The organism is Paenibacillus sp. FSL M7-1414 (assembly GCF_038003195.1).
In the GTDB taxonomy this organism is placed as follows: domain Bacteria; phylum Bacillota; class Bacilli; order Paenibacillales; family Paenibacillaceae; genus Paenibacillus; species Paenibacillus amylolyticus.
This window is the reverse complement of the sequence record NZ_JBBOOS010000001.1, coordinates 1,809,560-1,835,407: the sequence shown is the minus strand read 5'-3', so window position 1 is coordinate 1,835,407 and position 25,848 is coordinate 1,809,560. Positions and strand designations below refer to the sequence as shown.

Annotated in this window: 32 protein-coding genes; 7 read left to right on the top strand and 25 right to left on the bottom strand. The window is 46.7% G+C overall.

Features of this window, described 5'->3' with window-relative positions; genetic code table 11:
• Positions 1 to 168 precede the first annotated feature (168 nt).
• From MHH92_RS08455 to MHH92_RS08435, 5 genes are all read right to left on the bottom strand, one after another.
• The gene (locus MHH92_RS08455; RefSeq protein ID WP_253506948.1) at positions 169 to 603 is read right to left on the bottom strand and encodes an NUDIX domain-containing protein; all 435 of its coding nucleotides are present in this window, start codon (positions 601 to 603) and stop codon (positions 169 to 171) included.
• Positions 604 to 1,101 (bottom strand): GNAT family N-acetyltransferase, encoded by a 498-nt coding sequence (locus tag MHH92_RS08450; RefSeq protein WP_036610208.1) that lies wholly within the window; start codon positions 1,099 to 1,101, stop codon positions 604 to 606.
• 243 nt (positions 1,102 to 1,344) lie between these two features.
• Positions 1,345 to 1,710 (bottom strand): YybH family protein, encoded by a 366-nt coding sequence (locus MHH92_RS08445; protein WP_340903166.1) that lies wholly within the window; start codon positions 1,708 to 1,710, stop codon positions 1,345 to 1,347.
• A 27-nt stretch (positions 1,711 to 1,737) separates the two neighbouring features.
• Positions 1,738 to 2,247: an 8-oxo-dGTP diphosphatase gene (locus tag MHH92_RS08440; RefSeq protein WP_074094279.1), complete on the bottom strand. Its 510-nt coding sequence runs from the start codon at positions 2,245 to 2,247 to the stop codon at positions 1,738 to 1,740.
• A gap of 238 nt (positions 2,248 to 2,485) precedes the next feature.
• Complete coding sequence (locus tag MHH92_RS08435) at positions 2,486 to 3,274, bottom strand: DUF3891 family protein (RefSeq protein WP_253506943.1); 789 nt, start codon at positions 3,272 to 3,274, stop codon at positions 2,486 to 2,488.
• Positions 3,275 to 3,469: 195 nt separating this feature from the next.
• Between MHH92_RS08435 and coaA the strand changes: the two genes are divergently transcribed.
• Together coaA and MHH92_RS08425 are read left to right on the top strand one after the other, a co-directional pair.
• Positions 3,470 to 4,399 carry a type I pantothenate kinase gene (gene coaA, locus MHH92_RS08430; protein ID WP_036610217.1) on the top strand — a complete coding sequence of 310 codons (930 nt, stop codon included), beginning with the start codon at positions 3,470 to 3,472 and terminating at the stop codon, positions 4,397 to 4,399.
• A gap of 64 nt (positions 4,400 to 4,463) precedes the next feature.
• Complete coding sequence (locus MHH92_RS08425; RefSeq protein ID WP_253506940.1) at positions 4,464 to 4,826, top strand: DUF423 domain-containing protein; 363 nt, start codon at positions 4,464 to 4,466, stop codon at positions 4,824 to 4,826.
• Positions 4,827 to 4,894: 68 nt separating this feature from the next.
• On the opposite strand, the gene MHH92_RS08420 is transcribed toward MHH92_RS08425, so the two are convergent.
• The 17 genes from MHH92_RS08420 to MHH92_RS08340 form a co-directional block, all read right to left on the bottom strand.
• Positions 4,895 to 5,446: a histidine phosphatase family protein gene (locus MHH92_RS08420; RefSeq protein ID WP_253506937.1), complete on the bottom strand. Its 552-nt coding sequence runs from the start codon at positions 5,444 to 5,446 to the stop codon at positions 4,895 to 4,897.
• 24 nt (positions 5,447 to 5,470) lie between these two features.
• Positions 5,471 to 6,253, bottom strand: coding sequence for a glutamate racemase (murI, locus tag MHH92_RS08415; RefSeq protein ID WP_340903162.1), 783 nt, complete (start codon positions 6,251 to 6,253; stop codon positions 5,471 to 5,473).
• Between the two features lie 245 nt (positions 6,254 to 6,498).
• Positions 6,499 to 6,885 (bottom strand): hypothetical protein, encoded by a 387-nt coding sequence (locus MHH92_RS08410; RefSeq protein WP_340903160.1) that lies wholly within the window; start codon positions 6,883 to 6,885, stop codon positions 6,499 to 6,501.
• Positions 6,886 to 6,952: 67 nt separating this feature from the next.
• Positions 6,953 to 7,171, bottom strand: a complete 219-nt coding sequence (locus MHH92_RS08405) for a hypothetical protein (RefSeq protein WP_340903159.1) — start codon at positions 7,169 to 7,171, stop codon at positions 6,953 to 6,955.
• Positions 7,168 to 7,839 (bottom strand): GNAT family N-acetyltransferase, encoded by a 672-nt coding sequence (locus MHH92_RS08400; RefSeq protein ID WP_340903157.1) that lies wholly within the window; start codon positions 7,837 to 7,839, stop codon positions 7,168 to 7,170. Before MHH92_RS08400 ends, MHH92_RS08405 begins: the two co-directional genes overlap by 4 nt.
• 50 nt (positions 7,840 to 7,889) lie before the next feature.
• The gene (locus tag MHH92_RS08395) at positions 7,890 to 8,258 is read right to left on the bottom strand and encodes a hypothetical protein (RefSeq protein ID WP_340903155.1); all 369 of its coding nucleotides are present in this window, start codon (positions 8,256 to 8,258) and stop codon (positions 7,890 to 7,892) included.
• 100 nt (positions 8,259 to 8,358) lie between these two features.
• Positions 8,359 to 9,234 carry a serine/threonine-protein kinase gene (locus tag MHH92_RS08390; RefSeq protein ID WP_340903152.1) on the bottom strand — a complete coding sequence of 292 codons (876 nt, stop codon included), beginning with the start codon at positions 9,232 to 9,234 and terminating at the stop codon, positions 8,359 to 8,361.
• On the bottom strand, positions 9,231 to 9,809 hold the full coding sequence (locus tag MHH92_RS08385) for a GNAT family N-acetyltransferase (protein WP_340903149.1): 579 nt from the start codon (positions 9,807 to 9,809) through the stop codon (positions 9,231 to 9,233). Before MHH92_RS08385 ends, MHH92_RS08390 begins: the two co-directional genes overlap by 4 nt.
• A complete protein-coding gene (locus MHH92_RS08380) occupies positions 9,806 to 10,387 on the bottom strand; it encodes a DJ-1/PfpI family protein (RefSeq protein WP_017689696.1) in 582 nt (193 codons plus the stop codon). The genes MHH92_RS08385 and MHH92_RS08380 overlap by 4 nt, the downstream gene beginning before the upstream one ends.
• Before the next feature lie 214 nt (positions 10,388 to 10,601).
• Complete coding sequence (locus MHH92_RS08375) at positions 10,602 to 11,522, bottom strand: SDR family oxidoreductase (protein WP_340903146.1); 921 nt, start codon at positions 11,520 to 11,522, stop codon at positions 10,602 to 10,604.
• Between the two features lie 68 nt (positions 11,523 to 11,590).
• A complete protein-coding gene (locus MHH92_RS08370) occupies positions 11,591 to 12,919 on the bottom strand; it encodes a F390 synthetase-related protein (protein WP_340903144.1) in 1,329 nt (442 codons plus the stop codon).
• On the bottom strand, positions 12,916 to 13,776 hold the full coding sequence (locus tag MHH92_RS08365; protein WP_340903142.1) for an MBL fold metallo-hydrolase: 861 nt from the start codon (positions 13,774 to 13,776) through the stop codon (positions 12,916 to 12,918). Before MHH92_RS08365 ends, MHH92_RS08370 begins: the two co-directional genes overlap by 4 nt.
• Positions 13,770 to 14,765: an NAD-dependent epimerase/dehydratase family protein gene (locus MHH92_RS08360; RefSeq protein ID WP_340903141.1), complete on the bottom strand. Its 996-nt coding sequence runs from the start codon at positions 14,763 to 14,765 to the stop codon at positions 13,770 to 13,772. Before MHH92_RS08360 ends, MHH92_RS08365 begins: the two co-directional genes overlap by 7 nt.
• Positions 14,762 to 16,054: an ATP-grasp domain-containing protein gene (locus MHH92_RS08355; protein ID WP_340903140.1), complete on the bottom strand. Its 1,293-nt coding sequence runs from the start codon at positions 16,052 to 16,054 to the stop codon at positions 14,762 to 14,764. Before MHH92_RS08355 ends, MHH92_RS08360 begins: the two co-directional genes overlap by 4 nt.
• Positions 16,044 to 17,045 carry a beta-ketoacyl-ACP synthase III gene (locus tag MHH92_RS08350; RefSeq protein ID WP_340903139.1) on the bottom strand — a complete coding sequence of 334 codons (1,002 nt, stop codon included), beginning with the start codon at positions 17,043 to 17,045 and terminating at the stop codon, positions 16,044 to 16,046. The genes MHH92_RS08355 and MHH92_RS08350 overlap by 11 nt, the downstream gene beginning before the upstream one ends.
• A 152-nt stretch (positions 17,046 to 17,197) precedes the next feature.
• Entirely contained in the window at positions 17,198 to 18,088 is an 891-nt protein-coding gene (locus MHH92_RS08345; RefSeq protein ID WP_340903138.1) for a TIGR01777 family oxidoreductase, read from the bottom strand.
• 116 nt (positions 18,089 to 18,204) lie between these two features.
• Entirely contained in the window at positions 18,205 to 18,726 is a 522-nt protein-coding gene (locus tag MHH92_RS08340) for a hypothetical protein (RefSeq protein ID WP_340903137.1), read from the bottom strand.
• 167 nt (positions 18,727 to 18,893) lie between these two features.
• On the opposite strand from MHH92_RS08340, the gene MHH92_RS08335 reads away from it, so the two are divergent.
• The gene (locus MHH92_RS08335) at positions 18,894 to 19,268 is read left to right on the top strand and encodes a BlaI/MecI/CopY family transcriptional regulator (RefSeq protein ID WP_340903135.1); all 375 of its coding nucleotides are present in this window, start codon (positions 18,894 to 18,896) and stop codon (positions 19,266 to 19,268) included.
• Positions 19,269 to 19,274: 6 nt separating this feature from the next.
• Positions 19,275 to 20,612 carry a M56 family metallopeptidase gene (locus tag MHH92_RS08330; RefSeq protein ID WP_340903133.1) on the top strand — a complete coding sequence of 446 codons (1,338 nt, stop codon included), beginning with the start codon at positions 19,275 to 19,277 and terminating at the stop codon, positions 20,610 to 20,612.
• A gap of 109 nt (positions 20,613 to 20,721) precedes the next feature.
• Here the strand turns inward: MHH92_RS08330 and MHH92_RS08325 are convergent, their stop codons facing one another.
• Both MHH92_RS08325 and MHH92_RS08320 read right to left on the bottom strand, forming a co-directional pair.
• Positions 20,722 to 21,456 (bottom strand): YdcF family protein, encoded by a 735-nt coding sequence (locus MHH92_RS08325; RefSeq protein WP_340903132.1) that lies wholly within the window; start codon positions 21,454 to 21,456, stop codon positions 20,722 to 20,724.
• Between the two features lie 393 nt (positions 21,457 to 21,849).
• Positions 21,850 to 22,695, bottom strand: a complete 846-nt coding sequence (locus tag MHH92_RS08320) for an AraC family transcriptional regulator (protein ID WP_340903131.1) — start codon at positions 22,693 to 22,695, stop codon at positions 21,850 to 21,852.
• 235 nt (positions 22,696 to 22,930) lie between these two features.
• Between MHH92_RS08320 and MHH92_RS08315 the strand changes: the two genes are divergently transcribed.
• Together MHH92_RS08315 and MHH92_RS08310 are read left to right on the top strand one after the other, a co-directional pair.
• Positions 22,931 to 23,461 (top strand): TetR/AcrR family transcriptional regulator, encoded by a 531-nt coding sequence (locus MHH92_RS08315; protein ID WP_340903130.1) that lies wholly within the window; start codon positions 22,931 to 22,933, stop codon positions 23,459 to 23,461.
• 88 nt (positions 23,462 to 23,549) lie between these two features.
• Positions 23,550 to 24,656, top strand: coding sequence for an MFS transporter (locus tag MHH92_RS08310; RefSeq protein ID WP_282318826.1), 1,107 nt, complete (start codon positions 23,550 to 23,552; stop codon positions 24,654 to 24,656).
• Between the two features lie 26 nt (positions 24,657 to 24,682).
• On the opposite strand, the gene MHH92_RS08305 is transcribed toward MHH92_RS08310, so the two are convergent.
• Positions 24,683 to 25,291, bottom strand: coding sequence for a DUF1349 domain-containing protein (locus tag MHH92_RS08305; protein WP_340903128.1), 609 nt, complete (start codon positions 25,289 to 25,291; stop codon positions 24,683 to 24,685).
• Positions 25,292 to 25,513: 222 nt separating this feature from the next.
• Here MHH92_RS08305 and MHH92_RS08300 point away from each other — a divergent pair, with 222 nt between their 5' ends.
• On the top strand, positions 25,514 to 25,780 hold the full coding sequence (locus tag MHH92_RS08300; RefSeq protein ID WP_339188725.1) for a SunI/YnzG family protein: 267 nt from the start codon (positions 25,514 to 25,516) through the stop codon (positions 25,778 to 25,780).
• Positions 25,781 to 25,848: the final 68 nt, after the last annotated feature.

Sequence of the window (25,848 nt, the reverse complement as noted above, 5' to 3'; positions counted from 1 at the left end):
CAAAAACAAACCGTCAAGTTAAACATTAACCATTTGACGTCACATTCAACAAATAATTGGGGTTTTCTTCAGGAGACCCACAGCAAAAAGCTGGCCCAGACATAAATTATCCGAGCAGCTTCTTTGGATTCATCAAATTTAAGTTAACAATAAAGTTGAGGATGCACATCAAGATGTACTTTGGCTAATCATATACTCTGCAAACGGCGTTAGGGAAAGATCTCTAACTTGCTCCAGTGTAAACCAGTCCGCGCCCAACGAATCTTCACCATCGGGTTCTTTTTTGATATGATCCGGCTGACTGGCTGCGGTCAAAACAACATCATACAACATCCCGATATGGTGCAACTCTTCCGGCTCACCTTGATACACCCATTCCAGTACCGTAGACTCCGCAGAACGAATCATCACTTGTAGATGGGTCAGGCCCGTCTCCTCTTCAATCTCACGATGAAGAGCAGTCTCTGGCTGCTCGCCAAATTCCAGCCTTCCGCCTGGTAAATCCCATTGCCCCTGATATGCTCCGCGAGCCTTATGAATCAACAGGAATTGGCCCTCCCAAGCTACCAAGCCATATACCCCAATATGTGTATGCCGATTCACTTAAGGACTCTTCCTTTCGTTTTCATCCTCTGTAACAGCATCCAGATCTATGGCCATACGGATCATATCCACACAGCGGATACCATCCTCTATAATCTCTTCCTCATAATGCCTCACAAAGAAGTCACGATCAACCCCGATAATGCGGAAACCGCAACGTTGGTATAACTTCAATTGATGAAAGCTGGAGTTGCCCGTCCCAATCTCGAGAATTCGGCATCCCAATCTACGTGCAGCTTCCATCGCTTCCTTAATCATGTGTTTGCCTACACCTTGTCCCTGCAGTTCTTCCTGTACGGCAATATTAACAATCTCCGCAGTCTCTGGACGAGTCTTCAACAATACGAACTCCCCAACCATCTCTCCTTCGTACTCGGCAATAAAACAAACACCCCGACTCAGGTACTCATCAACAATTGCTTTTGAAGGATCAGCCATCAATAAAAGTTCGTAGGGTCTCTCTTCTTCCCAGTCCAAAATCCGGAACGACAATTTCATGCCAATCTCCACCTTTTCATCGTACAATATTCATTTACGTTCTGTTTGCAGAAGCCTATGTATGGCAAATCTACAAATATATCATTCTTCATTTCAACAAACTAGTTTACTCAATCTATTAATCACACACTATTACCCACAGACTAGTCATCTCCTATAAAAATAGTAAACTTCATTATATCATAATATTTGGATATAAATATATAGATATGGATGATACATTATGAGGCATTATTTTTTATCCTAACCCAAGCTTAAATGCTCATGGATTAATTTCCATTCCCCATCAAGCGTATAAACAAACACATTCGTTGCCCGACCCTTGCCATAAGCCAGCTCTCCCTGATAAATTCCCTTCCAGTGGTAGGTATAAATACAAACGGCCTGCTCTTTGCTAGTCGTAATCCACTTAACATCTTCAGCACGATACACTTCTTCCTTGACTGTCTCCCAAGCGTTCTCAAAATACGCCCGAATTTCGTTAGGGGTAGTACAAGACGTTCCCGTAAACCAATATACGGCTTGTGGCGATAACCATTTACTGACTTCATCAAACTGATGTGTATTTGTCGCCGCAATGTATCCTTGCAGGGCATGCTGGTATCCCATGATTTTTCCTCCTTCTGACGGTTTAACTTATCGGGTCCCACTCTGTTCAAGTACGGAATCGCTATACACCATAAATGTTTCTTGCAACGTACGTCCGGATGACTTCTCCCAGATCACGCTCCGCTCAAAAGTGCCTTTTTGGAAAAAACGCGGGAAACGTTCAGCGAACCAATCCTGCATAGGCAGCTCAAAAACCCGCTTCATCGGCACCCATAACAGCTCGCCTTCGGGCGGATCTTGCAATAACCGACCCTCGAATGAAGTCGCCAAATAGTTAAATACCATGTACCGCAATCCTTGTTCGGGATCACAGAACTCATCAAGCCCTTTATACGTAATCTCATTAACTACTAGCCCCGTCTCCTCCAGAACCTCCCGCACGGCACCATCCACGATACTCTCCGGAAAATCTACCTTTCCCCCAGGAGCGATGTATCCCGGAAATCCTTTGCGGTCCGGCCGATTCATTAACAACACCTGATCATTCATTTTGTCCCATACCATACACATCGTTAATATTTCTATTCTAGTATCCATATTCGTCCTCCTGCTAACGTGCGCTTCTCTGCTGTACACTAACATTTCTGGGAATAACATGTGTTTTCCTTCTTTATTCCCACTCTGATTCATTCGTATTTTCACCGGTCTCACACTATAGTCTATGATGATATATATGCATACGAAAGGCGGACGCCCTGTACACCTGTACATCAGAAGCCCGCCTGTTTTGTGATATTCTATGCTGCTCTTTCCTCAAGTCTGGAGTTTCCAGTCCTCAGTTCAATTCCGTAATCAACACCCGGCGTTCCTTCCATTCAGCCCGGCGATAAGCCTGTTGCATACCAAATTTGCGGATACTTGCCTTCGGCACTGATTTATAAGGCAAAACGATCGTAAAGTCCTCATCAAACGGGAAAAAAGACAGCCCTACTTTTTCATTGGATAACCACTCTGCTTGAATCGGTTGTCTGGAACAGGCATCAAACGTACAACTGAGCCCTTCTGCAAAAAAATCATAACGCGCAGCAGGTGTTCCAGGTTCCTCCATGCAGAGAAACAGACTGAGCTGATCACAGAAAAGCATAATCTCCACATCACTTTGCAGCCTCTGTTTCAGGGCTTCAGCATCACCACCAAGCTGTTTCTCCCAATCCAGCTGACGTTCGTGTTCTTGTTGCAGATAATCTCGGATGTCATCATCATCCTGAGCATTGGCCCCCAGATTTTTCTGAAATAGCTCCGTGTACATCAAGCTACACAATAATCCGGCGTAGAGGTTTTTCTGACGAACTTCTTCAATCCCTTTATGGTAGAATACAAAACGCGGACGCAATGGAAAGTCACGAAACGAATACGGCGATTGACTGTAATCATTCCAGAACGGAGACGAATCCAGTTCAATCCAGCCACGGTCATGTTCCTTGGCCGCTAGAATCAATTCATCCCGATGCGCAGCATCGGCTAATAATTCATTTTTCCAGTGGGAAGCCATCTCTCCGGCTACTAATCCATGCTCATGCTGTGCGGTCAAAACAAAATCATGCTCTCTCTCATATACGATCATGTGCTGTCACCCTTCCGCATGGTATACGTTGACTTTAACATAAATTGGGTTAAACTTTCCTAGTAAGTTGTTTTTCGCTCCATTTTGACGAAAGGCATTATGAAAGGCACAATGTAAAGGTGTTGTCAGTTTCCTGAAATTTGATACACTAAAGGTTGTGTCCACAATTATATTACATACAGAAAGCGGGATCTCATGAATTTATACTCTCCTTACATCGAGTTTAACCGCAAGGAATGGGCTGAACTTAAAGAACATCAGACCACTCTTCCACTGACGGAAGCCGAATTAGAACAGTTAAAGGGATTGAATGAAGAGGTATCGATTCAAGAAGTCGAAGATATATATTTGCCTCTTACCCACTTTATTGACCTATATGCAAGAGTTTCACGAGAGCTGAATCAACTGACGGCCTCCTTTATGAAAAAAGAAGCCCTCCCCACTCCCTACATCATTGGAATCGGGGGGAGTGTTGCCGTGGGCAAAAGTACAGCGGCCCGCTTACTACAGGCACTGCTCGCCAGAGGTAAGAATAGCCCGAAGGTTGACCTTGTCACAACCGACGGTTTCTTATATCCCAATGCGGTGCTGCAAGAGAAGGGCATCATGAACCGCAAGGGATTCCCGGAAAGTTATGATATCAAATCCCTGATTCAGTTCATGGGTGATGTGAAATCTGGCAAACCCGAAGTGAAAGCACCCGTCTACTCTCACCTCGCCTACGATGTCATTCAAGGAGAAGAGAAGCAGATCTGTCAACCGGATATTCTCATTATTGAAGGTATCAATGTACTTCAGATCAAAAAGGAAACGCCTTTGCTGGTTAGTGATTTCTTCGATTTTTCCATCTACATTGATGCGGAAGAAGAGCATATACGACACTGGTACGTTGAGCGTTTCAAGCTACTCCGCAATACAGCGTTCCAGAACACAGATTCCTTTTTCCATCAACGATTCGCCAATATCGATGAAGAAGAAACCGTGCGTACGGCCAACCAGATCTGGCAAGATATCAATGCCAAAAACCTGCATGAAAACATTTTGCCAACCAAAGGACGTGCCAGACTGATTCTGAAAAAGGAAGCCGATCACTCCATTGGGCAGATTCAATTGCGCAAACTGTAGACAACACTCGTGCAGTACACTTTGATGTTATATCTAATTACCCTTAAAAGGAGAGAAAAACACATTGCAAACCCTGATTATACTCGGCAGTATTATGATGTTCCTGGCTGTTGCATTGGGTGCTTTTGGCGCACACGCGCTCAAGCGCAAACTATCCGCTGACATGATTAAAATCTATGAAACCGGTGTTCAATATCACCTCATCCACGGACTTGGCATCATCCTGATCGGACTGCTGGCAGACCGTCTTGAATCCTCTTCACTCGTCATGCTTGCCGGATGGCTGATGTTCGCCGGGATCATCCTGTTCTCTGGCAGCCTGTACCTTTTAAGTGTAACGGGTATTCGCAAATTGGGAGCCATTACCCCACTTGGTGGAGTCGCATTTTTGGCTGGATGGGTTATGATCATGATTGCTGCATTGTAATATGCCCCGTGGATAAACGAAAAGAGTGTTCTGGCTGATATAATATCGCTGGAGCACTCTTTTGCTGTTTAATCTGTCCAGATTCTTCGAATGGTGGACAGCCCTGCATCCGGTCGTTGTCTCTCCAGCACATACACATCCGGGTTAGACAGTCTGGTCCACTCTTCATAACCAAAGGATGGTTCATACTCACGAATAAGTAGTGATAATAAGTTTCCATGTGTAACCACGGCCCCGTGCTGTTCCGGTCTGCTCCACAACTCTTCCAGTAGTGCCAGCCCCCTTGCAGCCGCGTTTCTCGAAGATTCCCCGCCTTCTTCCATCCAATCCACATCATCGTATGTACGTTTCAGTACATCCATCCAGTTAGGCAGATCAAGAGAGCTAAGTACCCTCTCCTGGAGACGTTCATCCGTATGTATATGTTGCAGCGTTGCTATGCCCAGTGGCATAGCCGTCTGAACAGCCCTTTTCCATGGACTGGAGACAATATACGTTATGGAATGATGAGCCAAGATATCCGCAAGTTTTTCAGCCTGCCTGATCCCTTCATCTGTAAGCTCTGCATGAGGTTCCTGCCCTGTGGCCTTGGCGTGACGGATAAGATAAATCGACTGCATAGCTATCACCTCCTATGGTGTAACTTACTTGGAGTTCATCTCAAGATATTGAAGTGCACTGTACATCTTCTCCTGCTCTTCCGGTCGGCCTGATGAACTGAGGAAAGTGACTTGTTTCCCTGTTCTGTCTCCATGTTGAGCCACCAGTCCAAGCCGCTGCTTCAGATGGTTCACTGTACCTGTACTGCCATCAATAATCTGTATATGATCGGGCAGAACCGTGCGCAGAATGGACGTATAGAATGGATAATGCGTGCAACCAAGCACCACTGTGCCATACCCATGAAGATCGAGATCAGCCAGCTTGAACCGGAAATAATCAGCGATTTTGCCTGGATCAAAATCCAGCTGTTCACACCACTCCACAAGTTCCGGCAGCGCAATGGAATCCACACTGTGGTGATCATCAACACGTGATACCAGTTCGTTATACTTGGTTTGGCTCAAGGTGAGGGCCGTGGCAAATACAAGCACTCTCTTCCCACTATCACGATTCATCTCCACGGCTGGTTTCACTGCAGGCTCCATGCCAATGATCGGGATATCATACTTGGCGCGCAGATCCTTCACAGCCAGACTTGTTGCTGTATTACAAGCAATCACGATAGCTTGAACATCCTCCTGAACGATGGCTTCCACACAATCAAAAATATGTCCTCTAACCTCATCCGCAGACTTGGTTCCATACGGGACATGCAAGGTATCCGCATAATACAGAAATTTTTCTTCAGGAAACTGTTGTAATGCCTGATGCAAAACGGTTAAACCACCGATGCCTGAATCAAAAAAAGCAATTTTTTTAGTCAAGGATTTCACCTCTATAATGTATTCTTCGGGTTCCAAGAACCTCTCAATGCTGCTCATGCTGACTGGAGGTGAGGTTTGTACTTCCGGCTCATCACACACTACAGTGCTTGACGGCTTGCGGGAACCATTCCGGTTACGGATCGTTCTTCTGATCGCTGACTAAGCCGAACGCTATCGCTTCTTCAGAATCGATTCCGCCCCTCCATTACTTCCGCTAAGTCAGGTACTATAGAGAAGATAAGCCATTATTCTACGCTCATTTTATACTGTTTGAGCCAGTCCTTGCCACTATGCCACGCCTCTACAGGGTTAAGCTCTCCGAGCATTTCAGTACTTGCCTGAGCCATGATCCATTCCTTGAGACCATTGTCCGGACTGGATTCGAGCTGCTGTAGCAGGAAAGGCAGTCCTGCCTCCCCCGTATTCAAGATGTCGTCGTAAGCCTCCCGGTTACCAGCAATATAATCATTCGGATTGCTACTGGTCAGGAGGACAGGGTCGCTAACCATCTGCTGCAACTTGCTTTCAATGGTTGCTGATAATGCTTGGTCTTCTGTCCAAGTCGAACATGCTGCTACCGTCAATGCTGTGCATACGGATAACAAACCCAGAATCAGTCTTCTGCGATTCACTGTACCACTCCTTTCAACAACGAGTTAACTCAACAGATTCAGCTTTCATGCTCAAGCCCCCGGCCAACTACAGAACAAGTTCCCATTGTTCTTCGGTAAGCTCCTGACCTGACAACATCTGCTTGCGGACTTCCTTCACTTCAAAGCCCACAGATTGATATAATCTACGCGCGCCATTGGTGATAAATTCAGCAAAGCTATGATCATAATTATACTCGTTTCGATAGATTCGGATATGTGCTTCAATGACATACTGCAGATCCTCTTGTACGAAAGTGCGGATCATAAGACATCACAGTCCTTCCTCAAATCCACAGTTGTGATACTGAAATCCACACCAAACTGAATTAATCCGAGTTTACGGGCAACTTGCTGTGAAGCGAGATTATCCCAAGATGTACTGTAGATTGGCATGCGTCCACGCTCCTTGACATAATACTGCCAGCACTTTACCGTCTCCGCTGCATATCCATGTCCTCTATAACCGGGTGCCGTATACAGACTCGCTTCCGCCCCATGATCGGAAAACCTTGCGGAGCAGCACACTGCCACAGCAGAATCCCCAATAACATAAGCGGCAATAGGGCTTTTTTCATACAAGTAGTCTGTTAATTCAGGGAAATGCTCTGCCAGCAAATAATGCTGCTCCTGACCAATCAACTGAACCTTCTGATTCCACTCGTGGGATATCTCAGGAAAAGCATAGGCGGGTCCCATCCACACACGGTTAACTGGCTCAAAGGTTTCCACTTTTCGAATCAGTTTCGGAATATCCAACGGAAGCTCGCAACCCTTCCCCAACTCATCCATTAGATCCGGCGGTAACTGCTCATGATAATAGATCAGTGAACCAGCAGAAGTCATGCCGATAAAAATGGCTGGAGCCTGCCCACCACCCGGCTCGTTGATGCTTAATAGACGCTGCTGCTCGTTGATCGTATATAAAGTACTCACCTGTATTTTCAACATTTCCATAGACGACAGGTTGGATTTTGGAACCATAACTATGAAGTTAACCTTTGCAATAATCGTTTGCCTTCACTGCCTTTACCAGCTTCTTGCTGCTCCAGAAAATCGGATAATTCACGTAAATCAGCCGGGCGATATCCAGCCCCGCACCCACAATTATGATAGGTATAACCATGGCGGTACAGCATCATCACTTTGGTCCATTGCTTGGTATCATTTTGCTTGGGCGCCTGGAAATCCTGTCCCATGCTAACCATAGACGTGGCACATTGCGGGCATTTATATTCAAGTTGTGCCACCACCTCAGGGCTCAGGTCATGTCTGGAAACTTGTTTAAATGATTTGCAACAAATGAAACATGCATAGATGTCTTTATATGGTCCTGACATGGCATATCTGCACATCGTCTGCACCCCCTTAATAATTTCCATTATACGGGATTTCACACACACTTACGAATGGATTTTGCATATTTGCGAAAATTCCACCACTCACTCATTGACCTTAATTCGTAGCTTGTTTCCAGGAGTCACCCAATTCCGCAATCGTTGCGTACCGCTCGGACCGATCATCGCTCACTGCACGTATCACAACCTGATACAATGCTTCTCCGGCATCCCATCTCTCATAGGAACGATCCTTCTCCCCGCCAAGCAAACCAAACGCCATTGCCCCCATGTTGAATACATTGGTAACCACATCTATGGGTGCGCCTAGCTCAAATTCCTCAGGGGACATAAAGCGGGAAGATCCCCACATGCGCCCCATGGTATTGGTAAAAGAGCCCTTCCGATACAAGTCGATATCACAAATTTTCATAAAGTTTCTGTCAAAATCATAGATCAGACTGCCATCATACAAATCAACAGCCACATAACCTCTTCGTTCCACCTCGATATGAAAATTCAGAATCTGCTCCATTGCCCGAATGCGTGTCTCAACAGAAAGCTGTCTGAACCGATAGTAGGGCGAACGCGGATCTTCATATTTGGCCGGAGGCGGAAAATACCAGTGGGAATGCAAACACTCCCCATCCACCCAATCGAATACACAGGCATACCCCTCATCCGTTGCAAAATGATCCGTTAGTCGAATCAACGTGTCATGCGCCAAATCTTCGTAAACGGAAACAGATGATTTCAGATTAAGAATGGCTTCCGGGGGACTTCCCGTATGATTCGCATGAATTGTATGTGCTCCCGCATATTTAACGAACAATCGCTTTCCATCCTTTTGCACAATACCGAAGGAGATATTCCCTGAATCCTGCTGATCGAATACGCGAAAGACCGTACCCAATGGCTGTAACCAATCGAAAGAATGAGACTCTTTTAAAACAAAGGAAACACCGTCGATACCAAGTTCAACATGATCTGTCATCGGACTCCTCCTGTGGTGATATTTTCATCCAATGTTGAGTGCTCAGCATAAAAGTAATTCATATGCGCCTCATCATATCCCTGACCGTTGACTTCCAATGCGTTACGCTCGATGCCGTAGACTTCAAATCCATATCGCTCGTATAAACGTCTGGCTGACTCATTCGTTGTAACTACACTCAGATTAATCTGCTTGATGCCTTCCAGATGTCTTCCCCGATCCAGCACCTCGCGGAGCAAGAGCGAAGCCAGCCCACTTCCCCGATATGGCGGAGCAACATAGACGCCCCAGATCATGCCTTTGTGCCTGAGCTTTAGGCCATGTTCCCTTTTGAAACCCATCATTCCCGCCAAGGTTCCTTCTTCTGTGTATGCTCCCAGAATATAATCATCGGGCTCATTATGTATGCGTTCCTGTACTTCATTTATGGGGATCTGAATCGACAATTCAAACGAAGCCCCAAAGGCTTCAGGATGTGTTTTCAATGCTTCTAATCGAAAAGGCCAGTAGGTGTCTGCTTCATCCCGCTGAATATTGCGAATGATATAGGTCTCTTGCTTTCGGCCTTCATTCATTCTTCGACCACTCCCTGCATCTCATAAGGATAATCGATCTGAAGTTTTACATTCGCTGCCGCTTCCTGTCCTGCAAGCAACCCAACAACATAAATCCCAAGGTCAATGGACGTGGCCACACCACCGGCAGTAATTACATTTCCATCTTTTACAATCCGCTTCTGAATCACCTCGGTGACATACGGCTCAAGCAAATTATATGCACGGGGATGTGTTGTTGCTTTTTTGCCGGATAAAAAACCAGCTGCACCCAGCAACAGAGAGCCTGTGCACACCGAAACCTTCAAAGGCACAGACTCAGCCTGTTTCAGCCAACCTACAAAGGCCTCGTCATATCGAAGCTTGCGCGTTCCCATGCCTCCGGGGATAAACACGAGATCATATTCCGATAGGTCAGGCTTCACTCGATCCACCTTCAACGTTAGACCAGACTCATCCGTGACCTGATCTGTCATGGCACAGGTTTCCCACGTCGTTCCTTTGGTAGGTTCAAAGAAATTCAACCGATTGATCACATCATAAAACCCTGCAAAATCAAGGAAAGTCAGTCCATCAAACAAAACGAATGCCATTTTCATTGGTAACCTCCGCGTTTTAATTTGGAGCATCCTGATTATGTTTCTGATTCCGATCCCGTTCCATTGCTTCCTTCACCCGGTCACGCGCTGGCAGCTTGCTATTGATATGAAAGAGCAGACCCACAATCGCAAGAAGTAAAATAATGACGATGAATTCGAATATGGCTAACCCCTCCTTTTCGGAAATTACGCAATCGTGACTCGTACCTTATCTCTATTTTAATCCACGGGCGATGATCCACTCCAGCCACTTCCAGGGTAGCAGTACTTTACCTATGATGAGCACACGCGAACCTTTTCCCAAAGCATATCGAAGTCTTGGTGCACGCATCCGTGCAATTCGGCCAATCAGATCGGCTACCTCCTGTGGATCAGGTGCCGTCTCGCTCGCATGTTTGGAATAACGAAGAACCGCATCCAACTTATGCTTATACGGAGAGTCCTCGCTCCGGTGAATCTCACCCAAACCTTTATTCCAGATCGGTGTGCGATAAGAGCCAGGCTCAACCAATACCACCCGAACACCAAACGAAGACATCTCATGCCGCAAACTTTCCGTGAATCCTTCCACAGCGAATTTGGAGGCAGCATAGGGCGCATACCCTGGAAAACCGGACAACCCACTGACGCTGGACAAATTTATAATTAACCCCTGCTTCTGTTCACGCATCACAGGCAGGACCGCACGTGTCACAGCGATTAATCCAAACAGATTCGTTTCCATCTGTCGCCGCCAATCCTCCATCGATACTTCCTCAATGAACCCGCCTACCGCAAATCCCGCATTGTTCACCAGCATGTCGATTCGGCCATTATTAAGAAGTACGGACCCCACAGCTTTCTGCACGGATTCAGTATCGGTCACGTCAAGTTGCACATATTGCAAACGTTCGGTTATCCCCGCCTGTTCAGCCAGTTTCACCAATTCTTTTCTTCGACTCAGATCACGCATTGTAGCAACAACGCGATACCCCTGCTTAGCAAGGGTGATTGCCGTAAGCATACCAAAACCACTGGATGTACCCGTAATTAAGGCCACCGGAGCGTTCGCTCTCTCCTTTGTCTTCTTCACTACATCAGAACCTGTATTAATCCGTCCCTGTCCGGCTTCTGTTAAGTGTTCCTCTACTGTCACGGTGTGTCCTTCTTTCCTCGGTAAATTACTTACTTCCGTTCCTACCTATACCGCACGGCCCCTGCTGCTTAATCCGCCACTCCGTTATCTTTTCTCTCCACCCTACGCAGCTTCGTAAGTCCCGGTTCAAACGTATACGGAACAAATCTAATCTCAGGTAAGTTGCATTCAAGCCGCTCCCCCAGCTTCATGAGTTGACTCCGTACATCCGTCTCAACCTGAGCCATCACTGCGTTCCCGCCAAGTCGAAGGGATACCTCCATTGTTCCGTCCCCTTGCTGCACCACACGATAATGTTCAATATCCGGCGAAGCCGCAATGACCGAACGGGTAACGAAATCCGGAAAGACCGGTACCGCCTCACCCGTAAGTAGTTGTGTAAAATAAAGCGTGTCATCACAGCGGCCTTCGATCCGCTCAATGGCGGTAAACGGGGAACCACAGGCACATGGCATCGCCGCCTCGGTCAGAATATCATTCAGCCGATACCGGATAATCGGCTGTGATGTTCTGGAGAAGTCTGTGATAATGGGCACGAACCGCCGGGTGGCGGGATCAATGAACTCTTTTTCAATATGCACGATATCCTCATTCAAATGCAGTGTGCCGTAGCGACAGGTCGCACCCAAAAATCCTTCTGTACACTGATAGACTTGATGAACGGTCTGTCCGAAGACCTTCTCCAACACCTTGCGATCCAGGGGGTCCAGCACCTCGGCAACAGAGATGATTTTATCCGGCACAGCAGTCAGCTGGCCTGCTACATAGGCATCCGCCAACAGACGCAGCATGGATGGAGGAGCCACCCACACGGTAGGTTGGTAGGTTTCCAGCCGATTCACCAAGGTCTCCACACGCTCCAGCAGATCAAAGTACTCAAACTGCAATTTGCCACGTTGCACCGATTCATACAGATTACTGTTGGCCCGCAGGAAAAACGCAATCTTTGCAGGTTTCCACAGTCCATCAGGCAGCAACTTGGCTAACACCGTACCCGTCCAAGCATCCTGCTCCCGATCACTCACCAGAAATATCCCCCGGTTCCCTGACGTGCCCGAAGACAGTCCAACCGTCACACCTTGAATGGAAGGTTTGAAGTCACGCGTTTCTTCACTTTCACCCGCAAGAACCAGCGCTTCGTCCTTGGTAATGCCCACCGTGTTCAGTGTATCGAAATGTTGCATCATGATTGATTTGTCAATCAAGGGAAATCTTCTCCAGTCGGATGCGTCCAAGCTCCCCCACCACTTCCGGTAAAACGGAGATCGGGCACGGATCTGATGAACATGCCGAATAATCCGGCGCTCTTGCCAGCGCTCAAGTTGTTCTCGCGTTTTCCAAGTTCGCAGCCCACGTGCGAGTGCATAATAAACCACAATACGAAAGGTATTACTCATCGTTTCGGCCCTCCTACACCCCAAGCGTCCAGTACATCTCGACAATGACTCGGCACAATACGAATGTGTGGAAACTGCTGATGCAGCTGAACCAGCTTGTCAAAGTTACGGTGGTATTCCTGTCGATTCGACATAATGATTCCAGCAAGAATATTCGGTCTGCGCTGTTCACGAAAAGCCCGACTCGACCATACCGCGTCCACACAGAGAAAATAGTCATGTTCTTCTGTACGCAACAGGAGTCCCATCATGCCTTCCGCATGACCGGATACATCCACCCCAAGCAGACTGCCATCACCAAAGATGTCGTAGACCTCATCAAAAGGGAAAGCTTCCCCCGCTCTTATCCATCGCTCAGGCTCACACGTAACTGGCAATGATCTGACTATAAAATCTTCGGGCAAAAGCCCCGCAAGAAAACCTGCTTTTACAGCCGCAATCGGACCAAGTGAGCGCACAGCATCATAGGCCCTTGGCAGATAAATGAATTGTGCCTCTGGGAAATCTCGTACACCCGCGATATGATCGCCGTGAAAATGCGAGAGGATGATATACCGAATATCCGAAGCTTTCAGTCCAATTCGAGCCAAAAAATGAACGGCACTATCCTCTTCACTATAGACCACAGGTGTAATATGACGATACAGTGCGTTAGGCAAATGAGCCGTTTCCTCGAAAAAGCGGGAACTATATCCCGTATCCAGCAGGATCGGTCCATGTACGGGATGAATGATGCAGGCAAATCCTGCCGGGAAAGGTACTGGGCTCAATCGACCACCACGCAGCGTCAGAAACTCTGGATGTGTACAATAACCCGCCGCACCCAAATATAGTTCCACCGGAGTTGTTGTCAGCATGATTCAGCCCTCCACCAGTCTGCAAATTGTTGCAATCCCTCTTCAATGGACACCCGAGGGATGTATCCCAATTGCTCCCGTGCATCCGTAATATCCAATGTCTGTGGAATAGATAAGGAGCCGACTGTATACCGTGTCAATGCAGGTTCACCCATCGCAGGGATAAAGCCATGAACTCGCTCTAGCAACGCTGCCACACCATATGCCATCCGATAAGGAATGTTTCGACGACGCAAGGGCATATCCAACATGCCAAACAGGCTGCTCACCAACTCACTGAACGCCCTCGGATCGCCATTGGAAATATTGTAGGCTCTGCCAAGTGCTTCTGCATCGACATCGCGGCACAACAACAAGGCATCCACCACATTATCCACACATGTCAGATCGATTAACGCCTGTCCACCACCGATCATGGGCACGCCCGATTTTGCGTTTGCTGCGACAATTCTGGGAAACAACGTCTGATCATACGGACCAAAGATCGCTCGCGGTCGAATCATGATCGACGGAAGTCCCTTCGCATGCCCCTCCATTACAACCTGCTCAGCGAGAAGCTTCGTGGCTGCATAATGATTAGCTGGTTTGGATGGCAACGGATCATTCTCATGTACGTTATATCGCGGGTTGTAGTTAAAATATATACTTGGAGTTGAGACATGTATGAATCGCTGCACCTCATTATGCAGGCAGCCATCAATGAGGTTTTGTGTACCTTCTACATTACTGCTATAAAAGTCACGATATCTGCCCCATGGCGAGGATAGTGCCGCACAGTGAAAGACCATATCCTGCCCCGCACACGCTTCGTTTACTGCTGCCTGATCCCGTATATCTCCACTCAAGAATCGGATTCCTGCCACCTCAAGTTCTGTACCAATCTTAGGCTGTCGGCCCATGCCAGTTACTTCCCAACCCTCTTTGGCAAGTCGTATCGCCAGGTGCCTGCCCAGACATCCCGTAGCTCCTGTAACCAATGCTCTATTCATTGTTGTTCACCGTTCCATTCTATGTCATGAGTCAAAGCTTCAGTCAGCGAGCACTTCTGCGATCTTGCCAGACGCCATGCGGCTAGCACCACTCCGAATTGTTGAAATACAGGCTGGATATCCTGCCCTACATAGACCACATCCCTGGTTCCACGCCATGCTGCTATCCATGCACGGAGCTTTCCTTTGCCTAAGATCTGCTGTACTCCACTTCCCAGCATGGGAAGCATGAGCATGGCTTTGCTGCCCCGTGCGGGCGTGATCATTTTTCCTTCCTTGACCAACGTCTCCGGTTCAGTCAATGCACGCACCAAGTCATCTCCAGGGTGAAACAGATGAATCCCACTCGTTGCCCTCGGATTACACTCAATCGCATACACTCGCCTGTCCTGACCTTCTATAAAATCAAACCCAATCTGTCCGCTAAACCCCGTTGCCTCAACAAATTGTCTCACCCACGCAAGGGCATCCTCATGTTCCACCTGTTCAAAAAAAACACTGGCTCCCACGCTTCCTGTACGATAGCGACTGTCGTAAGTGGCATGTGCAACCAGTTGCCCTTCATGCGCTATGCTGTATGTACATAACATCTGACCAGGAATGTAGGCCTGTGCAACCCAAGGTGAAATAGATGATAGTGCTACCTCGTCCGGAGGGTCGTTACGGAAATGTCGACGTTTCTTTTCACTTACGTTTCCTTCCTGATCCGTCCCTGCCCTAGCCTCATCGGTCACGAGTATTGGCATGCGAACTTTGGCTGCGAAGCGGGAATACACCGGTTTCCATACCCAATCTCCTACTTTTCCCAGAACAGACTGAGCTTCCATCCATTCCTGCCGACTTTGGATCAGGTGTGTATCCGGAACCGAAAAACCAAGTGACCCTGCAAGCTGGATAAAATCATATTTATGGTGCAGCTCATGCAGCTGCTCCAGAGTTGTAACCAGAACACGGCAATATACACGCAATCTGTCTGCCCCTTGGGCAACATAAAAGACTTCTTCACACATTGGGATCAGCAGGTCAATCTGCCAATCCTGAACCAACTGTTCCAACTCCGCCAGATACGCAGCTGTGTCATGACGCGGCGATGGGACCACAGCGCACTGTTCCACTGCACTGGATGATCTGGTCAGATGCCGTATGGCACTCTCCGCAACATAGACCCGATGGCCTGCTCGGCGAAGCATGCGTGCCAGATCAAGCGTTACGGGAGCCCTTCCGCCTGTAAGCAACACACGGAGAGAATCAGCTGTACGATGTCCAGTTTTCCCAGATCTAGTAGTCAAAAATGAGTCCTCCCAATGATAATCCGGCAGCCGTGCCAATCATCAACACCCGATCTCCACGCTGAATACGCTGTTGTTTAATCGCTTCATGCAGCCCCATCGGGATTGATGCCGCAATCGTATTGCCGTGATTTCGTGTGATGTCCATAAACCGATCTTCAGCAATGCCAAGCTTCTTGCGAATCAGTCTCATCGCCATCGCACTTCCCTGATGAGGAATGACCAATTGGAAATCCTCCATTCGATTCCCGGTCGCCTGCAGCATATCACCAATGAATCCAGGCAAAAGTCTGGAAGCCATGCGGAAGATCGCCTGTCCATCCATATGAAATAGGTAGGGTTCAGGCTGATCTGCCTTATAATTTGAAGCATGCAACCGTGTACCTCCACCAGCAATCTCCGAGAAGCGGGCACCTCGGCTGTAGGTTTGAAGGGAAGCATGTACAATCTGAGAGGATGACCCTTCAGGCGAACGCTCAATAATAACAGCGGCCGCTCCATCTCCGAACAGGGCCGCACTCTCTTTATCCGACCAATTCAGTCCGGCTGAGGCAATCTCAGTGGCTACGAGCAGTACTCGCCGGTAACGTCCGGCATCTACCATATAGGAAATCACATCCAGTCCGTTCAGGAAACTTAGGCAGGTTGCATCCATATCAAAAGCAGGTACGCCAGAATCTTGCTGCCCCATGGCCTGCTGGATAAATACCGCCGTACTTGGCAACGGTTGTTCCTTCGTGCCACTGGTACACACCAGACAGTCGATATCACTGAATTGTAATCCTGCATCCGCCAGTGCAACTTCCGCAGCCCGCGCGCCCATGAAAGAGGAGGTTTCTTCACCCGAAGCATAATGACGTACACCTACGCCTGTGGCTTTACTGACCCATCCGGCAGGCACGTCCAAGCGGCGATCCAGTTCCTCATCGGTGACTTCCTGTTCAGGCAGGTACTTCCCTGTTCCTGCGATCCTTACTCTTCTAAGTTGCATTTCCCCAACCTCTTTCTGTTCATCTGACTGATTTAAATGAAATTTACACCTCACCTCAAATAGCGAAACGCCATGAAGTAAAAGCTTTGAAATATATAATAAAAGGGCAGATGCCTCTGCCCTTCCTGTTGTGTTTTCTTTTGTATAAAGTGTCATTTCTTCTTGTTCAAAATCTCGGCAAGAGCGGCATCTAGCGTACCGTATGTGAACGTAAATCCTTCCCTCTCCATTCGCTCGGGAATTACCCAACGGCTTTTGAGAACCAGTTCCGTCTCGGTCTGAATAAAACGTGCGCCCAGTTCAAGCATCCATCGAGGAGAAGGTAGTCCGATCCGAACACCCATCTGTTCTCTCAGACGCGCCATTAGCTCCCGATTCGTCACCGGATGCGGAGAGGACGCATTGAACACACCATTCAAGTGTGGATGCTCTTGCAGATAGATCACCATGCGGAACAGATCCTCGATATGAATCCAGCTGAACTGCTGCGTTCCTGCACCTTGAGATCCTCCCAGTCCAAAACGGACGAGGTTCGTCATGGGCACCATCACGCCACCCTCGCCCAGCACAATCGCAATCCGCAGTGCAATCTGATGTGTAGACGGCAGACTGAATTCAAAGAAAGCCTGTTCCCATGCCTTGGCAACGTCGACCGAGAACCCGGAGCCAATCTCGCCCTCTTTTTCCGTCATGGGACGATCTTCAGCATGTCTGTATATGGTTGCTGTACTCGAATTAATCCATAATTCAGGAGGTTGATTACAAGCCAGGACGGCTTCGCCGAGAATGCGCGTTGTCCGGGTTCTGGATTCCAGAATGACTTTGCGATTCTCCTCCGTATAACGGCAGTTCACCGATTTACCTGCCAGGTTAATCAACATTTCTGCCTCTTCCAGTGCCCCTATAATTCCCGCACGATCCTCCCAGGCAATATGACCGGGCTGACGCGAGATAATTAACACCTCATAACCTAGTTTCTCGAATCTTTGGGCAAAATCCTGTCCGACAAATCCCGTTCCACCAGCTAATACAACCTTCTTCACGGTATCCCCTCATTTCCCATACTGGGTAAAGAATTCGCAAGATATAGATTGGAATGTTTCCATGCATGCAAAATGCAGATATTAGATTAACACCGCCGGTGACCCGTTGGTTTGATTTAATTCGCACCCAAGGCTGCGTACAAGCGATCCCGCTCTTCGATAGCCCATGCGTTTGCAGGGTTTTGTTCCAGCTGATATCGGAGCTCATCATAAAAATCATGGATCATGAATCCGTCCGGCAAGTTCCCTAGCATCGCTGTGAAGTTGTACTCTGGCAGTGTTCTCTTTCCTTCGCTGATCTGCTTCAACCAATCCATCCACTTTGCAAGAGTAAGCACTTCCTCCTGCCATAACTCAGCCTGTAACCCAAGCGCATCCTGAAGTTGCTCGTACGCCAATGGATCGGCGAAGACCCGGCAGGCCTGAACAGCCAGTTCGTACAACTCGGTCACTGCACGGCGTACCTCATGTTCAAGTTCAACCTCCAAGCCTCCCATGTAATCCTGAACCTGAATGCTCAGTCCATCATCGTATAATAGCGGTGCCTGAGCTAACAGGCGTACAATCTCTTCCATCTCGTGCATTGAAACTCGCTTCTGCTCATAGAGAGCAGGTAATTGATATGCTGTAATGATCATTCACTCCTACATCGTTCTTCTATTAATGACCTATATTATAACATGGTTTGGCAATCATCTATCAGGATAACTTGACTATCCACTACAAGTTGTAGTAGTTTATACGTACTACGTAGTGTAGTAATACAATCGTTATGGACGCATAACGATGTTAAGGAGTGTTCACTGTGAACCAGATTCAAAAATTATCCGAAACAGAAATGGAGTTAATGGTCGTTATATGGTCATGCGCCCCACCGGTCACCTCCACAGAACTATTAGACATATTTGCTGAGAAGGGGAAAGCGTGGAAAGCGCAGACCATGTCTACCTTTCTGTCACGGTTGGTGGATAAAGGCGCTCTTACCGTTACGAGACGTGGACGGACCAATGATTATGAGCCTCTTCTAAAGCCCGAAGATTACAAACTACAAGAAACGCAGCATGTTCTTGATGGACTGTATCAAGGTTCAGTCAAAAATTTGGTTTCGGCCATGTATGACGGTGACAAGCTTTCAGACAATGACATTTCAGAACTGAAAAAATGGCTTTCGGAAAAGTAGGTGCAGATGATGAATATCTTTTTTGAGATTCTGTGCAGCCTGACCGTGGCGGGAAGTATCGTTTCTGTTTGTATTTTGGCACTACGACTTATACCCGTATCTTTTTTTCCAACCAAGTGGCTCTACAGACTCGGTAAACTGGCTATCTTGTTTTATCTGTTCCCGGTATCTCTTGGCCTTTCATGGCTTTTGGATATTGCATTCCAAACGACATCAACTATACCGGGTAAGGAGAATGCAGCAGCTTCGGGCGTACTTGCAGGAACGTTTATCCCGGAACAAACCATTTCGGTAACCACAGCCTGGTTCTTGTTATGCGTATGGGGCATTGGAGTCATCAGTTTTTCTGCATGGCAGGTGTACTGTTATCGAAGATTTCTGAATGAATTATCTCGTACACGTACCCCAGTCCTCTGTCATAGTGAAGCAGCTGTACAGCTACCATTAATCAAAGAGGCTTTGGGTCTCAAACGTAATATCACGCTTGCTCACAGCACGCTAGTACGAAGCCCTATACTGGTTGGCTTGTTTAAACCCACGATATATCTGCCACCCGAAAATACGGTGAAAATGGACATCAGTATGGTAATTCATCATGAGTTGGTACATCTAAAACATAAAGATCTGTGGGTCAAAGCTTTGACCTTGGGGGTTAGTGCCCTGCACTGGTTCAATCCCCTGATTCATATGATTCGCCGGGACATTCATACCTGGAGCGAGTTGGCCTGTGATGAAGATGTGGTGAAAGAGATGTCCCACGAAGAACGAAGACGATATGGTGAGACAATTTTAAATGTGATGGCGGGAACCAAGAAAATGCCTGCTCAATTTTGTTCGTCCCTATCGGGTGAAGGCAAACAATTAAAAAGGAGATTGATGATTATGTTTAATGTAAAGAAACTGAAAAAGAAACATTGGATAATAAGTATGGGAGCCCTCCTGCTTATTACAGGAGTAAGTACGTCCACCGCAGTATGGGCATCAAACCATACGGTTAAAGTGGAGGCTGAAGCTTCTGAAACTGTGCCTGTTCCTTCTACTGATGGGTCTTCTGAAATCGTAGCTTCTCCCAACAAGGTCGGAATTTCCGAAGCTGTAACTGCTCCTTCTACTTCCGAAACTCCTGAAATCGTGGCTCTACCTGAGAATGAAGTTTCCGAAGCTGTGCCAGTTCCGTCTGCTACTGTACCTTCTACTACTGTTCCATCTACTACTGTTCCATCTACTACTGGACCTTCTGAGGCTAAAGTTGTAGAAACAGTCACTGTTCCTTCTACGGTTGGATCTCCTGAAATCGTAGCTCTCCCTGGGGATGAGGTTTCAGTAACTGTACCTGCTCCTTAAGAAAAATAACCTATCGTTAAGGAGCAATAGCCATCCTTATATGCAAACAGGACGAAGCATAGATCATAGATCTCCGCTTCGTCCTGTTTCCGTTTCTCTGTCATGTGCATTAGATAAATGTTTTGATCGTAGCAAAATATTCACGGATCATATTGACGGGTTTCAGATAACCCGGTGACGGAGCCGATATGCCGTATTCTGCTGCATAACCGTTCTTGGCAGCGATGTATTTGGAACGGAACATATGATAGTCACTGGTGACAATCATGATCTCAGGGTGCTCTAACCCGGATTCAAGAATGATTTTTTTGGAAAAGGCCAAATTCTCCTGTGTACTTGTGGAGCGATCTTCCATAATCACTTGGGCGGAGTTAATCCCCTGTTCAATCAGATAGTTTTTCATGGCGAGCGCTTCAGGAATGGATTCTCCAGGTCCCTGCCCACCCGATACAATGACCGGTGTCTGAGGGTGGCTGCGAATATAGTCCAGACTGGCATCCAACCTTTGTTTCAGGGTCAATGACAATTCCGTTCCACGGATGCCTGAACCCAGAATAATGACATAGTCCGCTTCTTCCGGATCATTCGCACCAAGCTGTGTGAATACAAGGGCTTCAATAATGACAAAAGAGACGGCAACCACACCAAATCCTGTAAGGATAATCCGTTTCAGAATAACATGCTTCTGATAGTCGATCCGTCTTAGCACGATAAAAGCCACCGTGATCATGCCAAAAAACATGACTGCAAACCTTTGGCCCCAGAAGGCCAGAAATGCCACAAAACATGCCAACAGGACAAGATCAATGATCAGTCCATTTTTGTGTAAGAACTTTTTTATCAAATCCGTAGACACTCCTTCTTGTACCCGTTATTCCGCAAATCACTTATTATTCAATAATTACGAATATATCCTGCACCTATGTAACTTTGAGGCAAATGGAGACTACGAACTCTCCGCAGGTCATGCATTAAATGCTTGTGTTTGATGATCGTCTGAATGAATGGGTTCTCATATAACATATCTGCCTCCTGCGGTTTACCTCGTTGTCCTCTTATTGCTGTTAACCTTCGTTCCAATATATCATGTTTACCTATCCGCAATAAAATGAACAACGCTTGAACATCCTCTGTACAACTTCAAATCTCTGATTAATCACAACCAAATAACCCATAAACAGCTTCGGTTATCCGAATGTTTATGGGCGACAATGATCGAGTTTGAAACGGTTAAAATTTATTTAATCGGTATCCAGATTTGTGGCGGTTGATTGGGGCCTGGGTATACTTCCAGCTCCGGCATATATGCGTGCTCATAAGGATTGGATGGAAACCATTCCGAAATAATCCGTTTCCACAGAAGCTGCATACTCTCCGGCATCGGGCCTTCTACCTCAAATACACTCCATTTGGAAGCAGGCATGATGAAGCTTGATAATCCTTCCGGTACTTCACCATCGTAAGTCGTAGCAATCCAGTATTGCATCTGTTTCTCCTGAATTTCGCTCTGATCCACAACGACGCCAAGTAACCCTGGTATATCCCCGTTGTTCAGTTCAAATAAACGATCCTCTGTACCGCTTGTCCACGCTTCCTGCCACATCTTCCCGATTCCTTGCAGATGTTCTTGATCTGCATATGAGAAAGTTTCCTCTACTCCAACCAACGTAAATTCGGGATGTTCAACAATTTTATATTTCATCGGTTCTGCTCCTTTTAGACTCACTTGAATCACCAGACGATTATACGATTGGACAGCGTTACTATTCTTTCGAGCCTCACTGGGTGCGATCCCATGTTGTCTACGAAATGCTTTGGAGAAAGATTCCGGTGTGTCGTAACCGTATTTAAATGCCAGATCAATGATTTTGTGATCAGTTTGAAGCAGCTCATGTGCCGCCAGTGTCAATCGTCTGCGTTTTATGTACTCGGCTACAGTAACATCAGTTAATAAGGCAAAGGTACGTTGAAAATGAAAAGGAGAGATATGGGCCTGCGCTGCAATCTGCTCCATCGTCATATTTTCGAGCAAGTGGTCTTCCATATATTGAATAGCGACCTGTAATGCGTTGATCCAGTTCATGTAATAATCACTCCTTGATGTCTAATATAACGGATAAACCACCCAAAAACCTGTCATGTTGTGCTCTCATATGTCCGGTTAATGTGCAACGACGTTGTTCATATAACGCCCTGCCCAGGCTTTGAACTAACCAAAGACAAGGGGAGTCACAAAATTTGACAATGTCAACGAATTATTATAGCCTACAAGTATAATGATCGTTCTATCTTATTTTGAAGGGAGAGTATCATTGAATATGAGCAGCAAAAAAGAAATGCTTTTGAACGTGGCTGAAGAATTATTCTACCTCCACGGCTTCCATTCCATCGGCTTGAAGCGGATTATCACGGATGCCGGGATTGCGATTATGACGCTATACAATCACTTTGAGTCCAAGGATGATCTCATTGTCCAGGTACTCTTGCGACGCGAACAGCGTTATTTAGAACAGCTCAGGCAATATGCAGACAATAAAGCACAACCTATGTTCCTCAATCTGGCTGAAGGACATGCAACCTGGTTGAAGGAACACGAATCAAGAGGTTGCTTATTTCTACGCGCCAAAGAAGAATTCGGAGGTCATGCAGATCATATCATCGTGCAGACAGTAAATGCACATAAAAGACATATGCGAACTTTAATCCAAACATTGGCGCCTGTTGCAAGTGATCGAGATCTATTGCGATTCTCCCTGCTGCTGGAGGGTTCCACGGCACTTGCTGAGACAGAAAATGTATATGACGTCTGCCTTGAACTGATCCATATGACGCAGACCAGTTTCAAATAAAGCTATTCCGGGTGAGTTAATATTTCAACTCACTTTTTTATTTAATAAGAAATATAATGATCGTTCTATCTAAAAGGCGGTGGATTTAATGAAAAAAATTATCTTTCCAGGCATTGCACTTATCGCTGTATGTTATGCATTCGGGCGATTCAGTTATGGATTGTTTATGCCGGAAATTTCGGAAGCCTTACAATTGAATGATGCAGCCTCTGGCGCGATTAACTCAGGAACGTATATTGCCTACTGTCTGTCCCTTCTAACTGCACCATTGTTGATTAATCGCAAGGGACATCATTATGTCATTCAATTGGCAGGGATCAGCGCAGTGCTCGGATTAACCGGCATCGCCTTGGCTCAGAATGCATGGGTTCTTACATTTAGTATATTTCTAGCAGGTTTGAGTACAGGCTGGGCCTCTCCAGCCCTCGGTAACACGGTTAATGCCGAGCTTGCTCCCGAGCTACAAGCAAGAGGCAACAGCTGGATTAACACAGGGACCAGCTTCGGAATTGTAATATCAGGTCCACTCTACTGGCTGTTCACGGATTACTGGCGTCTAACCTACATCCTGTTTGCTGTAATCGGTGTTGTGGTTCTTTTGTGGAACAGACGTGTTATTCCGGCAACCAAGACACTGCCTTGTACCAAATCTCTCTGGACATGTATGAAACCTACCAGACCAGGATCTGCTCTGCTCATGGCTTGTCTGCTGACAGGTTTCAGTTCTGCAATCTACTGGACCTTTGCCCGGAACTTCCTCACAGACGAGAAAGGGGCCTCCGATTCGGAAGCCGTGTTGTTCTGGATTGTGATGGGGGTTATGGGGATACTCGGTGGATGCGCTGGTCGCATTATTGAACGGTTCGAGATTGGGTGGTCCTACCGAATAGGCATACTTTTATTGGCTATTTCGCTCGGGGTTATCCTTCTGCCATCAATGACTGCCAGTCTCATCTCTGCGATCATATTTGGCAGCACGTATATTTTCCTGACCAGTGTATTTATCGTTTGGGCCACGAGACTATTCAGTCCAAATGTGTCCATCGGAATTAGCCTTGCCTTTCTCGCTCTGGGTGTTGGGCAATTCCTTGGCTCATCCATGGCAGGTTATACGATCGAAGTGTTTTCTAATACAACGGCATTTCTGGCTTTTGCTATACTCGGCCTGTTTGGATTGTTAATTCGGGTGAAATAAATGACAGAAAAACCTTCTGATCGCTGTTATATTACCCGGCGAACACTTCCGGTCACTCCATGTTGAAGCTGTACGTCTGTAAAAGTAACCGTTGTCCCTTGCCCAATGGGGGATTGGGCCACAATGCCAACTTTGATCTCTTCCGGGCAGTCGAGTCCGAAATAACGAACCAGCTTCCACTTCTCTCCATCTTGAGAATAATGGAAAGCAAAGCTGTTGCCTGCCCGGGCTACGCGTAAATAAGGCTTGTTAACCTCTACAGGTGCTGATACACAATCATCCGAATTACCACGAGTAACAACACTAAGAATAGATGGCTGTTCTTCAAAATACTCAAAGCAGACTTTAGCCCAATTCGTATCGTCCACCCTCACCATCAGGCAGCCCGAATCATACTGTTCTTTCATGTCCACCTGTACTTGAGTCGTGATGCTGAAATCTCCCTTGACTATCGTATGTAAAAATGGAGCTGAAGCTTTCACCGGCTCACCTCCCGGATCAATGAAAAAGTCACTGATTGGCGAAACGGTTATCGTTACTTTGCCGTCTTCAATGGACCAATCTGCTGGCTCGTTCAGCCATCTCAGGTTGGCAGATAATGTTTGACCTGAACAATGTTCGAATAGATTCGTCATGTGGCACACCCTTTGTGTTGGAGTATAAGTTCTCTAATTCTCTATTTGTATTCGATATATATCATGGTTAATCCTGTATGTTTTACATCAAGTTCCCATCCCTGATATCAGTTGATAGAGATCGTCACTCTTTATTATTAATAAGGTAATTTTATCCAAAATATGATAAACTGGACATACGAGATTACTTCAATAATATGAATTACAACAGGAGGTCATCCTATGTTTGGTGTTAACGTGAAAAAAGTAGAAGATCAACTGGTCATCCGGTGGCAGTTTTCCAAAATTGAAATTCCCATCACACATATCACATCGGTCACCCTGGATGATACATACGGTGGTAGCGAACCATCCGCCATTCGGATTGGTCCAGTCAATGGCACAAGCGAGAGGATTCTGATCCGCACAGTGAATCAATCGTATATTTTATTCACTTCCAGCGTGACTTTACATACCAATATCATAGCTATGTTACACCCGTCAAACTAGATTTTTGTGCAACCGGATTCCGATGTTTCTCGGAAGAGGGGTTCCATTAACAAATGTGCGCTGCCAAC